This is a genomic window from Pseudomonas sp. NBB (assembly GCF_032701105.1).
Lineage (GTDB): Bacteria > Pseudomonadota > Gammaproteobacteria > Pseudomonadales > Pseudomonadaceae > Aquipseudomonas > Aquipseudomonas asiatica.
Genome location: NZ_CP103994.1, coordinates 5,310,756 through 5,323,332, shown reverse-complemented (window position 1 = coordinate 5,323,332; position 12,577 = coordinate 5,310,756). Strand labels below are relative to the sequence as shown.

Annotated in this window: 14 protein-coding genes; 7 read left to right on the top strand and 7 right to left on the bottom strand. The window is 63.2% G+C overall.

Features of this window, described 5'->3' with window-relative positions; all coding sequences use genetic code 11:
* Positions 1-47: 47 nt before the first annotated feature.
* Complete coding sequence (locus NY023_RS24635; protein ID WP_013974405.1) at positions 48-590, bottom strand: hypothetical protein; 543 nt, start codon at positions 588-590, stop codon at positions 48-50.
* Between the two features lie 340 nt (positions 591-930).
* Here NY023_RS24635 and NY023_RS24630 point away from each other — a divergent pair, with 340 nt between their 5' ends.
* The gene (locus NY023_RS24630; RefSeq protein WP_013974404.1) at positions 931-2,997 is read left to right on the top strand and encodes an AsmA family protein; all 2,067 of its coding nucleotides are present in this window, start codon (positions 931-933) and stop codon (positions 2,995-2,997) included.
* A 129-nt stretch (positions 2,998-3,126) separates the two neighbouring features.
* Here NY023_RS24630 and NY023_RS24625 read toward each other — a convergent pair whose 3' ends face one another.
* Both NY023_RS24625 and osmE read right to left on the bottom strand, forming a co-directional pair.
* Positions 3,127-3,657, bottom strand: a complete 531-nt coding sequence (locus NY023_RS24625) for a bacterioferritin (protein WP_015271981.1) — start codon at positions 3,655-3,657, stop codon at positions 3,127-3,129.
* Between the two features lie 48 nt (positions 3,658-3,705).
* A complete protein-coding gene (gene osmE / locus NY023_RS24620; RefSeq protein ID WP_003258245.1) occupies positions 3,706-4,047 on the bottom strand; it encodes an osmotically-inducible lipoprotein OsmE in 342 nt (113 codons plus the stop codon).
* A 123-nt stretch (positions 4,048-4,170) separates the two neighbouring features.
* Here osmE and NY023_RS24615 point away from each other — a divergent pair, with 123 nt between their 5' ends.
* Positions 4,171-5,061 (top strand): esterase/lipase family protein, encoded by an 891-nt coding sequence (locus tag NY023_RS24615; RefSeq protein ID WP_013974402.1) that lies wholly within the window; start codon positions 4,171-4,173, stop codon positions 5,059-5,061.
* Here the strand turns inward: NY023_RS24615 and NY023_RS24610 are convergent.
* Positions 5,058-5,930 carry a DMT family transporter gene (locus NY023_RS24610; RefSeq protein WP_013974401.1) on the bottom strand — a complete coding sequence of 291 codons (873 nt, stop codon included), beginning with the start codon at positions 5,928-5,930 and terminating at the stop codon, positions 5,058-5,060. The genes NY023_RS24615 and NY023_RS24610 overlap by 4 nt on opposite strands.
* A gap of 216 nt (positions 5,931-6,146) precedes the next feature.
* Here NY023_RS24610 and NY023_RS24605 point away from each other — a divergent pair, with 216 nt between their 5' ends.
* The 3 genes from NY023_RS24605 to NY023_RS24595 all read left to right on the top strand — a co-directional run bounded on the left by NY023_RS24605 (position 6,147) and on the right by NY023_RS24595 (position 8,364).
* Positions 6,147-6,935 (top strand): AraC family transcriptional regulator, encoded by a 789-nt coding sequence (locus tag NY023_RS24605; RefSeq protein WP_013974400.1) that lies wholly within the window; start codon positions 6,147-6,149, stop codon positions 6,933-6,935.
* Between the two features lie 62 nt (positions 6,936-6,997).
* Positions 6,998-7,285: a PsiF family protein gene (locus tag NY023_RS24600; RefSeq protein WP_003258250.1), complete on the top strand. Its 288-nt coding sequence runs from the start codon at positions 6,998-7,000 to the stop codon at positions 7,283-7,285.
* A 71-nt stretch (positions 7,286-7,356) separates the two neighbouring features.
* Positions 7,357-8,364 (top strand): AI-2E family transporter, encoded by a 1,008-nt coding sequence (locus NY023_RS24595; protein ID WP_013974399.1) that lies wholly within the window; start codon positions 7,357-7,359, stop codon positions 8,362-8,364.
* Between the two features lie 135 nt (positions 8,365-8,499).
* Here NY023_RS24595 and NY023_RS24590 read toward each other — a convergent pair whose 3' ends face one another.
* Positions 8,500-9,771, bottom strand: a complete 1,272-nt coding sequence (locus NY023_RS24590) for an Hsp70 family protein (RefSeq protein WP_013974398.1) — start codon at positions 9,769-9,771, stop codon at positions 8,500-8,502.
* Between the two features lie 164 nt (positions 9,772-9,935).
* On the opposite strand from NY023_RS24590, the gene cbpA reads away from it, so the two are divergent.
* Positions 9,936-10,889 (top strand): curved DNA-binding protein, encoded by a 954-nt coding sequence (gene cbpA / locus NY023_RS24585; protein WP_013974397.1) that lies wholly within the window; start codon positions 9,936-9,938, stop codon positions 10,887-10,889.
* 2 nt (positions 10,890-10,891) lie between these two features.
* Positions 10,892-11,197, top strand: coding sequence for a chaperone modulator CbpM (locus tag NY023_RS24580; protein ID WP_023660836.1), 306 nt, complete (start codon positions 10,892-10,894; stop codon positions 11,195-11,197).
* Positions 11,198-11,323: 126 nt separating this feature from the next.
* Here the strand turns inward: NY023_RS24580 and NY023_RS24575 are convergent, their stop codons facing one another.
* Both NY023_RS24575 and urtE read right to left on the bottom strand, forming a co-directional pair.
* The gene (locus tag NY023_RS24575) at positions 11,324-11,839 is read right to left on the bottom strand and encodes a GNAT family N-acetyltransferase (protein WP_013974395.1); all 516 of its coding nucleotides are present in this window, start codon (positions 11,837-11,839) and stop codon (positions 11,324-11,326) included.
* A gap of 31 nt (positions 11,840-11,870) precedes the next feature.
* Positions 11,871-12,569 (bottom strand): urea ABC transporter ATP-binding subunit UrtE, encoded by a 699-nt coding sequence (gene urtE / locus NY023_RS24570; protein WP_013974394.1) that lies wholly within the window; start codon positions 12,567-12,569, stop codon positions 11,871-11,873.
* Positions 12,570-12,577: the final 8 nt, after the last annotated feature.

Below are 12,577 nucleotides of genomic sequence, written 5' to 3'. Positions count from 1 at the left end.
AGGGGAGCTGGCGTTGTGACATAGGTTGTTCTTTTCGGTCATGGCGATCAGCTCACACGGCTGATTTCAACCAGGCGATCGGAACCACCCTCGGCAACACGGCCAGTACGTTCGATCAGGCGATCGGAGCCACCCTCGGCAACGCGGCCAGAACGTTCGATCAGGCGATCGGAACCACCCTCGGCAACGCGGCCAGAACGTTCGATCAGGCGATCGGAACCACCCTCGGCGACGCGGCCAGTACGTTCGATCAGGCGATCGGAGCCACCTTCGGCAACGCGGCCAGTACGTTCGATCAGGCGATCGGAGCCACCTTCGGCAACGCGGCCAGTACGTTCGATCAGGCGATCGGAGCCACCTTCGGCAACGCGGCCAGTACGTTCGATCAGGCGATCGGAGCCACCTTCGGCAACGCGGGCACTACGTTCGATCAGGCGATCAGCACCACCTTCAGCAACGGTCTTCAGCGGCTGGGCGATTTCAGCAGCGCTGGAGCGCGATTCGGCGGTCAGGTGTTGCTCGTCGGCTGGCAGGGCAAAAGCGTTGGCAGCCAGGATGGACAGGGTCAGGGTCAGCAGATGGCGTTTCATGATTTCGGTGCTCCTCTCGGGGGCTGGAAAGTGGGTACGGAGCCAATGCTACGCCGCGTAACGCCAGAGAGAAGTTCATACGGGTAATGGTAACAATCGACCGTATTGATAGAGATTTGAAACTGCTCTAGACAGCACTTTACAGGCCGTTAGGTGGCAATTTGATGGCGCTTTTGCAGGTAACACGCACGGTCTGGCGCGACGATTTGCTGAGCAAAAGGCCAGGAAAAACTTCGCTATCATGGCGCCATCGATAAAACCCCACGGGTTTTCATCAGTCCGAGATATTGAGTGCCACCGCTGCACCTGTTCTGTGCCATACCGCAAGGAGAATCACGCAATGACGCGTCCCGCCAGAATCCTCGTCTGGACCTTCACCAGCCTGCTGACCCTGCTGGCGATCCTGGTGGTGGTGATTGCCACCTTCGACTGGAACCGCGTCAAGCCCCTGCTCAACGAGAAAGTCTCCGAGGCCCTGCAGCGGCCCTTCGCGATCAATGGCAACCTTGCCGTGGACTGGCGCACCGAACCAGAAGAGGGGGGCTGGCGTGCCTGGGTGCCCTGGCCGCACTTCATTGCCGAAGACCTGACCCTGGGCAACCCCGAGTGGCTCAAGGAACCGAAGATGGTCGGCCTGGAGCGCGTGGCGTTCCGCCTGGCGCCGCTGCCGCTGCTGTTCCAGCAGATCAGCATCCCGCGCATCGACCTGACCAAGCCCACAGCCAGCCTCACCCGCCTGGCCGATGGCCGCGCCAACTGGGCCTTCGACTTCGGCCCCAAGGATGAAAACGCAGAGCCTTCCAAATGGCAGCTGGACATTGGCGCCATCGGCTTCGACCAGGGCAATGTCAGCTTCGATGACCAAACCCTGAAAACCAGCATGAAGGTGCAGATCGACCCGCTGGGCAAGCCTGTCCCGTTCAGCGACATCGTCGGCAAGGCTAGCGCCGAGAAGGTCGGTGCCGCGCAGGACTATGCCTTCGGGCTCAAGGCCCAGGGCCGCTACAAAGGCCAGTTGGTGTCCGGTACCGGCAAGATCGGCGGCCTGCTGGCCCTGCAGGACGCCAGCCAGCCGTTCCCGCTGCAGGCTGACGTGCGCATCGCCGACACCCATGTGGTGCTTGCCGGCACCCTGACCGACCCGCGCAACCTCGGCGCCCTCGACCTGCGCCTGCGCCTGTCCGGGGCCAGCCTGGGCAACCTCTACCCGTTGACCGGCGTAACCTTGCCCGACACCCCGGCCTATTCCACCGACGGCCACCTCAGCGCCAACCTCCACGCGGCGCAGGGTGCGACCTTCAATTACCAGGGTTTCAACGGCAAGATCGGTGACAGCGATATCCATGGCGACCTGGCCTTCGTTGCCAGCCAGCCACGGCCCAAGCTGTCCGGCAACCTGGTGTCCAACCAGTTGTTGTTCAAGGACCTGGCACCGCTGATCGGTGCCGACTCCAACGCCGAGCAGAAAGCCCGCGGTGGTGCCAGCAAGCAGCCGGAGGGCAAGGTGCTGCCAGTGGAAGAGTTCCGCACCGAGCGCTGGCGCGCGATGGACGCCGACGTCACCTTCGCTGGCAAGCGCATCGTGCACAGCGCGCAACTGCCGTTCAACGACCTGTCGGCCCACGTGATCCTGGAGGACGGCCTGCTGCGCCTGGAGCCCCTGCGTTTTGGCGTGGCTGGCGGCAACCTGGCTTCCAGGATTCGCCTGGATGGCCGCAACGTACCGTTGCAGGGGCGTGCCCGGCTGACGGCGCGGGGCTTCAAGCTCAAGCAGTTGTTCCCCTCCTTTGCGCCGATGCAGACCAGCTTCGGTGAGTTGAATGGCGATGCCGATATCACTGGCCGGGGCAACTCGGTGGCCGCCTTGCTGGGCACGGCCAATGGCGACCTGCGCATGCTGATCAACGATGGTGCCATCAGCCGCAGCCTGATGGAGATTGCCGGGTTGAACGTGGGCAACTATGTGGTCGGCAAGCTGTTTGGCGATGAGGATGTGAAGATCAACTGCGCAGCGGCTGACGTGGGTATCAAGGATGGCCTGGCGACCACGCGCCTGTTCATCTTCGATACCGAGAACGCGATCATCTACATCAACGGCACGGCCAATTTCGCCACGGAGCAGCTGGACCTGAAAATTACCCCCGAATCGAAAGGGTTGCGGCTGTTCTCGCTGCGCTCGCCGCTGTATGTGCGCGGGCCGTTCGCCAAGCCCAGTGCCGGGGTGCAGGCGGTGCCGCTGGCATTACGCGGAGCGGGAATGGTGGCATTGGGCGTGGTTGCCGGGCCGGCGGCGGGGTTGCTGGCGCTGATTGCGCCTAGCAGCGGGGATGATCCCAACCAGTGCACGCCGCTGTTGCAGCAGATGAAGGCGGGCAAGGCGCCGGCGGTGGTGAAAGAGCGGAAATAGCAGGGGGCCGCTTCGCGGCCCATCGCGACACAAGGCCGCTCCCACAGGTATTTCACAGCCCTAAAGACTTGTGGAATACCCGTGGGAGCGGCCTTGTGTCGCGAAAGGGGCGCAAAGCGCCCCCAAGAATCACAAGCCTTGCAACAGGTCGGACATATCGTCCGCGTGCTCTTCTTCCTGCGCGAGGATGTCTTCAAAAATCCGCCGCGTAGTCGGATCTTTATCCCCGATGTACCGAATGATCTCGCGATAGCTATCGATGGCGATACGCTCCGCCACCAGGTCTTCCAGCACCATCTCTTTCAATGAAGTGCCCGCCACATATTGGGCATGGGACCGCTTGCTCAGGTTGTCCGGGTTGAAATCCGGCTCTCCACCCAACTGCACGATCCGTTCGGCAAGCTTGTCGGCGTGCTCGGCTTCCTGGTTGGCATGCTCGAGGAATTCATCGGCAGCCACGCTGGCCTTGATGCCGCTGGCCATGAAGTAGTGACGCTTGTAGCGCAGCACGCAGACCAGTTCGGTGGCCAGTGAATCATTGAGCAGGCGCAGGATCTGTTGGCGATCAGCATCGTAACCCTCGGTCACCGCACCTTGCTCGACATGCTGACGGGCACGTTCGCGCAGGGTTTGTACATCGGTCAGTTCATTCGCATTCATGTTCATCTCCTGGAACATCAGGGTGGTCATGGATATGGCCTGGAAGGCTTAGGCGCCGTGGACGGCGTCGCTGTCTTCTTCGCGTTGTTTGCAAGTCTTGAAGCCCTTGGCGTCGACATGGCCGGTGGCGTCGAAGCGCACGTAGTAGGGCTGCTGGTGGCCATCGTGGTTGAGGATGTAGTCGTTGCAGGTGCCACCATGGGGGAGGTCGATGACGTTGGACGGGCTGCCGCCGATGGCGATGACTTTCTGCATGGTCATGCCTTTTTCCACCTGCTTGACCAGCGGTTCGTCGCGGTAGGTGACGTAATCCACCGGGTTTTCCGGGCGGCTGCCGCAGGCGACGAGGGTGGCACTTGCCAGAAGGATTGCCAGGGTCTGCTTGTACATGGTCCCGCTCCTTGCAAAGGGTCTGTGTGGTTTGGAACCGCAGCGCGCGGCGGGAGTTCGATTGCGATGGTCATCAAGGCCGCTGTAGTGTTGGCCGGTCGTCCACGGAAAGGGGCTGGGGCAATGCAGCAGGAATTGGCCACGCGATACCCGTTGGTGCTGGTGCCGGGCATGCTCGGTTTTGTCCGGGTAGTGCTCTACCCCTACTGGTTCGGCATCGTGCCGGCCCTGCGCCAGGGCGGGGCGCAGGTGTTCCCGGTGCAGGTTTCGCCACTGCATTCCAGCGAGGTGCGCGGCGAGCAGTTGCTGGCGATCATCGAAGACATCTGCCTGCGTACCGGAGCGGAAAAGGTCAACCTCATCGGCCACAGCCAGGGCGCCCTGAGCGCGCGCTACGCGGCTGCCAGGCGGCCTGGGCGGGTGGCTTCGGTCACTTCGGTGGCGGGGCCCAACCATGGCTCGGAACTGGCCGACTACCTGGAACGCACGGCACCGGGCGATTCTCCGCAGGGGCGCATCCTGAAGGCCGTGCTGCATGGCTTGGCCGTGCTGCTGGTGTGGCTGGAAACCGGCTGGCGCCGTGACCCGTTGCCGGTGGATGTACACGCCTCGCACCAGTCACTGACCAGTGCAGGTGTGGCGCTGTTCAACCAGGCTTATCCACAGGGGTTGCCAGGCACCTGGGGCGGGGAAGGGGCCTATGAGGTCGATGGCGTGCGTTATTACTCCTGGTCCGGCACCTTGCAGTCCGGCCTGACCGACCAGCGGCGCAACCGTTTCGACGGCAGCAGCCACTTCTGCCGCCTGTTCGCGCGCAGTTTCGTCAAGGAAAAGGGCTATTGCGACGGAATGGTCGGGCGCTTCAGTTCGCACCTGGGGCAGGTGATCGGCGACGATTACCCGCTCGACCACCTGGATATCGTCAACCAGTCGCTTGGTGCGGTGGGCAAGGGTGCCGAACCGGTGCGGCTGTTCACCGAACATGCCGCCCGGCTCAAGGCGGCAGGGCTCTAGCGACGGATCGGTGTGGTCCAGCGCTCGGCCAGCACCACGCCCGCCAGGGTCAGCAGGCCGCCGACCAGGTGATAGCGGGCCAGCTGCTCGTCGAGCACCACGGCGGCGATCAGTGCCGTGACCAGCGGCAGCAGGTTGAAGAACAGCGTGGTGCGGCTGGGCCCCAGGCGGTGCACTGCCTGCATCCACACCAGTGGCGCGATCATCGAGGCCAGCACGCAGGCGTACAGCACCAGGCCGACGTTGCGGCTGTTCAGGCCAGTCTTGTCCGACAGCAGGAACAGCGGCAGCAACACGACGATGGCTACCAGCACCTGCAGGTACAGCAGCTGCATCGGCGGCAGGCGCATCTGCCATTTCTTCAGCAGGAAGCTGTATAGCGCATAGGCCAGTGTGGCCACCAGCATCAGCAGGTCGCCGCTGTTCAGGCCTTGTTGTAGCAGGCTGGCGGGGTGGCCGGCGCTGACCACTTCAAGCACGCCGAAAAATGACACCAGCGCGCCCAGCAGGGCACCGTAGCTCAGGCGCTGGCCCAGCCAGGCGATGGACAATGCCAGTGACATCAGTGGCATCAGCGAAAGGATGATGCCCATGTTGGTGGCGCTGGTGATGCCGGCGGCAAAGTAGGCCAGGCTCTGGTACAGCGCCATGCCCAGCACGCCCAGCACGAAAACCTTGCCCAGGTGCGGGCGAATGGCCGCGCGATTGCGCCACACGGCGGGCAGCAGGAACGGGGTGAACAACAGCGCGGCCAGCAGCCAGCGGTAGAAGCCGATCTCGGCGGGGTGGATGGCGCCGGCGGACATCTTGGTGACCACGGTGTTGCCGGCCCATATCAGGATGGCGGTCAGGGGGAACAGATAGTTCATGTAGCAGGTTACTCGTTGAGGCTTGGATTGGGGCTGCTTTGCAGCCCTTCGCGGGCTTGCCCGCATATCACAGGCCTGAAAGCTGGCGCAGATCCTGTGGGAGCGGGCGAGCCCGCGAAGGCCTTCGGAGCAGGCCCTCGATAGGCCTGTATTATCGATTGTCTGTTCACAAGCCTATACTCCTATCCAGACAACCCACCCCGCAAAGCAGACAGCATGCCGCGCAAATACCTCGACATTCCCCAGTTCACCCGGCTCCCGGCCGCGGTGTACTTCCGCCACGACGAGTTCGGTGCCGACACCCGCAGCGCCCTGCATCGCCACGCCTGGGGCCAGCTCAACTACACCGCCCACGGCGTGATGCACCTGGAGGTAGCTGGGCAGCACTTCCTGTCGCCGCCGCAATACGCCGTGTGGGTGCCGCCCGACACCGAGCATGGCTGCTACAACCCGCAGGCCATTGTCTACCGTTCGGTCTACCTGGACCGCAGCCTGTGCGCCGCACTGCCGCAGCAACCGTGCAGCCTGATGATCAGCGACATCCTCAAGGCCATCCTCGCCGACTTCGCCCGGCGCGACCTGCGGGTGGCTGAGGGCGAGCGCGACCAGCGCCTGGCGCAGGTGCTGCTCGACCAGCTGCTGCTGGCGCCCACCCAGGCCTGCTACCTGCCGTTTGCCCACAGCGAGGGCTTGCGCCAGGTGCTCGATGCCCTTGGTGCCGAGCCGGGCGACAACCGCCCGCTGGGCGAATGGGCCGCCCAGATTCATGTCAGCGAACGTACTTTGGCCCGGCAGTTCCTGCGCGAGCTGGGCATCAGTTTTGGTGAATGGCGGCTGCGCCTGCGCTTTTTGCGCGCCATCGAGGCGCTTGAAGCCGGCCAGCCGATCCAGGCCATCGCCTTCGACCTCGGCTACAGCAGCGCCTCGGCGTTCATCGCCATGTTCCAGCGCCAGGCCCAGTGCACGCCCGAGCAATACCGTCGCCAGGCACGGGCAGGGCGTTGAGAATTCTTGGCTACACTCAGCTCGATCCCCGTGCATCGGGCGCGGAGCCAAGGAGATACTCCATGAAAGTGCTGCAAATCCCCTTACTGGTATTGGCGGTGTTGTTCAGCGCACAAGGCTTCGCCGCCAATACCGCGCAGCAGGAAAAGATGAAAACCTGCAACGCCGACGCCACCGCCAAGGCCCTCAAGGGCGATGAGCGCAAAGCCTTCATGAGCACCTGCCTGAAGAAGGATGTGCCACAAACCCAGCAAGAGAAGATGAAAACCTGCAACGCCGACGCCACCACCAAGGCCCTCAAGGGTGACGAACGCAAAGCGTTCATGAGCGACTGCCTGAAGAAGAAATGACCTGCGCCTATGCCTGCAGACGTAAGGCTGGCAGACTGCGGGTCTTTCCCGTTGTCTGCCGTTGAGGCTGTATGACCTTCACCCCCCGCCAGGTCACCCTGGCCAGCTGGATCATCGTATTTGCCGGCCTGTTGCTGGCGTTGCCCCTGAAATTGCTGCCAAGCCTGCTGGCCGGCCTGCTGGTGTTCGAGCTGGTCAACATGCTCACGCCGCGGCTGCAGCCGCTGATTGCCGGGCAGCGCGCCCGCTGGCTGGCTGTAGCGCTGCTCGGCACGCTGGTGGTCAGCACCCTGACCCTGCTGTTTGCCGGTGCTTTCAGCTTTTTGCTGCACGAGGCGGAAAACCCCGGGGCCTCGCTGGACAAGTTCATGGCCTTGGTGGAGCGCGCCCGTAGCCAGCTGCCGCCGTTCATCGAAGGCTACCTGCCGGCCAGTGCGGCGGAGTTCAAGGTGGCCATCGGTGACTGGATCAAGAGCCACCTGAGCGACCTGCAACTGGTGGGCAAGGGTATGGCGCACATGTTCGTCACCTTGTTGATCGGCATGATCCTCGGTGCCATCGTCGCCTTGCAGCGCATCCCCGACATATCCCGGCGCAAGCCGCTGGCAGCGGCGCTGTTCGAGCGCCTGAGCCTGCTGGTGAAGGCGTTTCGCAACATCGTCTTCGCGCAGATCAAGATTTCGCTGCTCAACACTACGTTCACGGGCATCTTCCTGGCCGTGGTGCTGCCGATGTTCGACGTGCACCTGCCGCTGACCAAGACGCTGATCGTGCTGACCTTCCTGCTGGGCCTGCTGCCGGTGATCGGCAACCTGATGTCGAATACCCTGATCACTATCGTCGGCCTGTCGCTGTCGATCTGGGTGGCGGCGGCGGCGCTGGGTTACCTGATCGTCATCCACAAGGTCGAGTACTTCCTCAACGCGCGGATCGTGGGCGGGCAGATCAGTGCCAAGTCTTGGGAGCTGCTGCTGGCGATGCTGGTGTTCGAAGCGGCATTCGGGCTGCCGGGGGTGGTGGCGGGGCCGATCTACTATGCCTACCTGAAGAGTGAGCTGAAGCGGGCCGAACTGGTCTGATTCTTTGATTGACCAGTACCGGCCTCTTCGCGGGTAAACCCGCTCCCACAGGTATGCCACTTCTCTCAAGACTTGCGGGGACCCTGTGGGAGCGGGTTTACCCGCGAAGAGGTCGGCACAGGTGAAAGGGATGGCTCAGGCTACGCCGTAGCGCTTGCGCGCCTCGATGGCCAACCCGCTACCAATGCTGCCAAAGATGTTGCCTTCCACATGCCGCGCATTCGGCAGCATCGCCGACACGCTGTTGCGCAGCGCCGGAATCCCGCTGGAACCGCCGGTGAAGAACACCGTATCGACCTGGGTCTCGCTCACTCCAGCCTTGGCCAGCAGTTCGCTCACGCTACCACGCACCCGTTCCAGCAACCCTTCGATAGCCCCCTCGAACAGCGCTCGGGACAGGTCCACGCCCAGATCGCGCTCGATGCGGCCTAGGTCGACGTGGCGGCTCTGCTGTTCGGTCAGCTCGATCTTGCTGGCCTCCACTTCCATCGCCAACCAGTGGCCGGCACGCTCTTCGATCAGTTTGAACAGGCGGTCGATGCCCAACGTGTCCTCGATGTCATAGCGCATGCTGCCCAGCGCCAGCTGCGACTTCTGCGAGTACAGGGCGTTGATGGTGTGCCAGGTGGCGAGATTGAGGTGATAGCTGGTCGGCATCAGCGCGCCGCTCTTCATGCGGCTGCCGTAGCCGAACAGCGGCATCACGCCCTGCAGGCTCAGCTGCTTGTCGAAGTCGGTACCGCCAATGTGCACACCGCCGGTGGCGAGGATGTCGCTCTGGCGCTCGGCGACCAGGTGGCGCTCGGGCGACAGGCGGATCAGGGTGAAGTCCGAGGTACCACCGCCGATGTCGACGATCAGCACCAGCTCTTCGCGGCTAATGCTCGACTCGTAGTCGAAGGCCGCGGCAATCGGCTCGTACTGGAAGGACACATCCTTGAAGCCGATCTTGCGCGCCACTTCGGCCAGGGTGTCCTCGGCCTCCTGGTCGGCGGCAGGGTCTTCGTCGACGAAGAACACCGGACGGCCCAGCACCACCTGCTCGAACTCCCGCCCAGCAGCGGCCTCTGCGCGTTTTTTCAGCTCGCCGATGAACATGCCCAGCAGGTCCTTGAACGGCAGGGCGCTGCCCAGCACGCTGGTATCGTGCTTGATCAGCTTGGAGCCCAGCAGGCTTTTCAGCGAACGCATCAGGCGGCCTTCGTAGCCTTCCAGGTACTCGTGCAGTGCCAGGCGGCCATATACCGGGCGACGCTCCTCGATGTTGAAGAACACCACCGAGGGCAACGTGATCTTGCCGTCTTCCAGGGCAATCAGCGACTCGGCGCCTGGGCGGTGCCAGCCGACCGTGGAGTTGGAGGTGCCAAAGTCGATGCCCAGGGCGCGGGCCGGGGATACGTCAGACATGGGGAATGAGCTTCCGGAGGCAAAACGGCCGCGCAGTGTATGCCAGTTGGCTACAGAATCAAGACCGATCGTCTGCCATGGAGCAACCCCAAGGTGGTCTTGAAAGGCTATGCTTGACCCCTATCTTCTCTTGCAACACGCACATTCACATTGGTGATCCATAGATGGACTTCAAAGACTATTACAAGATACTCGGCGTAGAGCCCGCGGCGGACGAAAAGGCGATCAAGGCCGCGTACCGCAAGCTGGCGCGCAAGTATCACCCCGATGTCAGCAAGGAGCGCGACGCCGAGGAAAAATTCAAGGAGGCCAACGAGGCCTACGAAGTGCTGGGCGACGCGCAGAAACGTGCCGAGTACGATGAAATTCGCAAGTACGGTGGCCAGCATGGCCGGCCGTTCCAGGCGCCACCGGGCTGGGAGAACCGTGGCGGTGGTGGCGGCTTCGAAGGCGGCGATTTCTCCGACTTTTTCAGCTCGATCTTTGGTGGCCGGGGGGGCAACCCGTTCGGTGGTGCCCGGCAGCAGCAACGCAGCGCTGGCAGGCGGGGGCAGGACGTGGAGCTAGAACTGGCGGTATTCCTTGAAGAGACCCTGAGCAAGGAGTCCAAGCAGATCAGCTTCCAGGTGCCGCAGACCAATGCCATGGGCCAGCGCACCGGCTTCACTACCAAGACCCTGAACGTGAAGATCCCGGCCGGTGTGACCGACGGCGAGCGTATCCGCCTAAAGGGCCAGGGTGCGCCGGGTAGTGGTGGCGGGGCCAATGGCGACCTGTTCCTGACCATTCGCATGGCACCGCACCCGCTGTTCGATGTCGAAGGTCATGACCTGATCATCACCGTGCCGCTGGCACCGTGGGAGGCAGCACTGGGCGCCAAGGTGGCCGTGCCGACCCTGGACGGCAAGATCAACCTCACCATCCGCCCCGACAGCCAGAGCGGCCAGCGCCTGCGCGTACCGGGCAAGGGCCTGGCCAACAAGAGTGGCGAGCGTGGCAACCTTTACGCGCAACTGAAAGTGGTCATGCCACCAGCATCCGACGAGTCTGCCCGCGAACTGTGGACCAAGCTTTCCGAGAAGGCTGCGTTCAACCCGAGGACACAATGGAGTAAGTGATCATGAGCAGCACCCTGATCGTTCAACTGGACATGCGTACCTTGTGTCAGGAGGCCGATCTCACGGCTGACTGCGTGATCGAAATCGTCGAGCACGGCATTGTCGAACCTTCCGGGCGAACGCCGGAGGACTGGTTGTTCGACGATCAGGCGCCGTTGCTGGCCAAACGCGCGGCGAAGCTGCATCAGGAGCTGGAACTGGAGTGGGAAGGTGTGGCGCTGGCGCTGGAGTTATTGCAGGAAGTGCAGCAGCTGCGCAGCGAGAACAGCATGCTGAGGCAGCGGTTGGGCAGGTTTATCCAGATGTGAGGTTTGCAGGCCCGGCCTCTTCGCGGGTGAACCCGCTCCCACAGGGATCGCACGATTCCTGAGATGTGTGCAGTACCTGTGGGAGCGGGTTTATCCGCGAAGAGGCCAGTACAGGCAAAATCAAATTCAGCTTGGTTCTGCCCCCGGGTTCAGCACCAGCTGCATGAAGGTCAAGTCCAGCCACCGGCCAAACTTCACCCCCACCTGCGGCATCTGCCCGGTCACCACGAAGCCCAGCCGCTCGTGCAGGCGCACCGACGCTGCATTGCCGCTCTCGATGGCCGCCACCATCACATGCTTGCCACACGCGCGCGCACGCTCGACCAGCGCTGCCATCAGCACCGGCCCCAATCCTTTGCCGCGCTGATCGCCACGGATATACACCGAGTGTTCCACGGTATTGCGAAAGCCCTCGAACGGCCGCCAGTCGCCAAACGACGCATAGCCCAGCACACCGCTCCCATCCACCGCCACCAGGATCGGGTAGCCCTGCTGCGCCCGTGCGGCGAACCAGGCCAGGCGGTTGGCCAAATCCACCGGGGTTTCGTTCCAGATCGCCGTGGTGTTGCGCACCGCGTCGTTGTAGATGTCGAGGATGCCCGGCACGTCGGTAGGCAGGGCGTCGCGGATTTCATGACTCATGACAGCGTCTCGCAGGGTCGTTGCTTGCAGATTAAATGGTTACCAGCCCGCGCACACCTTCGGCCTGCATGTTTTCGCCACGGCCCCGCTGGATGATCTCGCCACGGGCCATCACCAGGTACTGGTCGGCCAGCTCCTCGGCGAAGTCGTAGAACTGCTCCACCAGCAGGATTGCCATGTCGCCACGCTCGGCCAGGCGGCGGATGACTGCGCCTATCTCCTTGATCACCGAAGGCTGGATGCCCTCGGTGGGCTCGTCGAGGATCAGCAGGCGCGGGCGGCTGGCCAAGGCGCGGCCGATGGCCAGCTGTTGCTGCTGGCCGCCGGACAGGTCACCGCCACGGCGTTGTTTCATCTGTTCCAGCACGGGGAACAGTTCGTAGATGAAGGGCGGTACCTCCCGAGCTTCACGGGCGGGGAAGCGCGACAGGCCCATTAGCAGGTTTTCCTCGACAGTGAGGCGTGGGAAGATCTCGCGGCCCTGGGGCACGTAGGCGATGCCGGCGTGGACCCGTTGCTGGGGCTTGAGGCTGGTGATCGGCTTGCCTTCCCATTCGATGCTGCCGTCGCGAGCGGGTACCAGTCCCATCAGGCAGCGCAGCAGGGTGGTCTTGCCCACGCCGTTGCGGCCCAGCAGGCAGGTGACTTCGCCGACCTTGGCTTCGAAGGACAGGCCCCGGAGGATGTGGCTGCCGCCGTAATACTGGTGCAGGGTGTCGATCTTGAGCATGTGTGTAT

Excerpts from the sequence above, each read along its gene's own strand:
- NY023_RS24580 (WP_023660836.1), top strand. The coding sequence starts at position 10,892 with ATGAGCAGCACCCTGATCGTTCAACTGGACATGCGTACCTTGTGTCAG.
- NY023_RS24575 (WP_013974395.1), bottom strand. The coding sequence starts at position 11,839 with ATGAGTCATGAAATCCGCGACGCCCTGCCTACCGACGTGCCGGGCATC.
- NY023_RS24625 (WP_015271981.1), bottom strand. The coding sequence starts at position 3,657 with ATGAATGCGAATGAACTGACCGATGTACAAACCCTGCGCGAACGTGCC.
- osmE (WP_003258245.1), bottom strand. The coding sequence starts at position 4,047 with ATGTACAAGCAGACCCTGGCAATCCTTCTGGCAAGTGCCACCCTCGTC.
- NY023_RS24605 (WP_013974400.1), top strand. The coding sequence starts at position 6,147 with ATGCCGCGCAAATACCTCGACATTCCCCAGTTCACCCGGCTCCCGGCC.
- cbpA (WP_013974397.1), top strand. The coding sequence starts at position 9,936 with ATGGACTTCAAAGACTATTACAAGATACTCGGCGTAGAGCCCGCGGCG.
- urtE (WP_013974394.1), bottom strand. The coding sequence starts at position 12,569 with ATGCTCAAGATCGACACCCTGCACCAGTATTACGGCGGCAGCCACATC.
- NY023_RS24595 (WP_013974399.1), top strand. The coding sequence starts at position 7,357 with ATGACCTTCACCCCCCGCCAGGTCACCCTGGCCAGCTGGATCATCGTA.
- NY023_RS24600 (WP_003258250.1), top strand. The coding sequence starts at position 6,998 with ATGAAAGTGCTGCAAATCCCCTTACTGGTATTGGCGGTGTTGTTCAGC.
- NY023_RS24615 (WP_013974402.1), top strand. The coding sequence starts at position 4,171 with ATGCAGCAGGAATTGGCCACGCGATACCCGTTGGTGCTGGTGCCGGGC.
- NY023_RS24610 (WP_013974401.1), bottom strand. The coding sequence starts at position 5,930 with ATGAACTATCTGTTCCCCCTGACCGCCATCCTGATATGGGCCGGCAAC.
- NY023_RS24635 (WP_013974405.1), bottom strand. The coding sequence starts at position 590 with ATGAAACGCCATCTGCTGACCCTGACCCTGTCCATCCTGGCTGCCAAC.
- NY023_RS24630 (WP_013974404.1), top strand. The coding sequence starts at position 931 with ATGACGCGTCCCGCCAGAATCCTCGTCTGGACCTTCACCAGCCTGCTG.
- NY023_RS24590 (WP_013974398.1), bottom strand. The coding sequence starts at position 9,771 with ATGTCTGACGTATCCCCGGCCCGCGCCCTGGGCATCGACTTTGGCACC.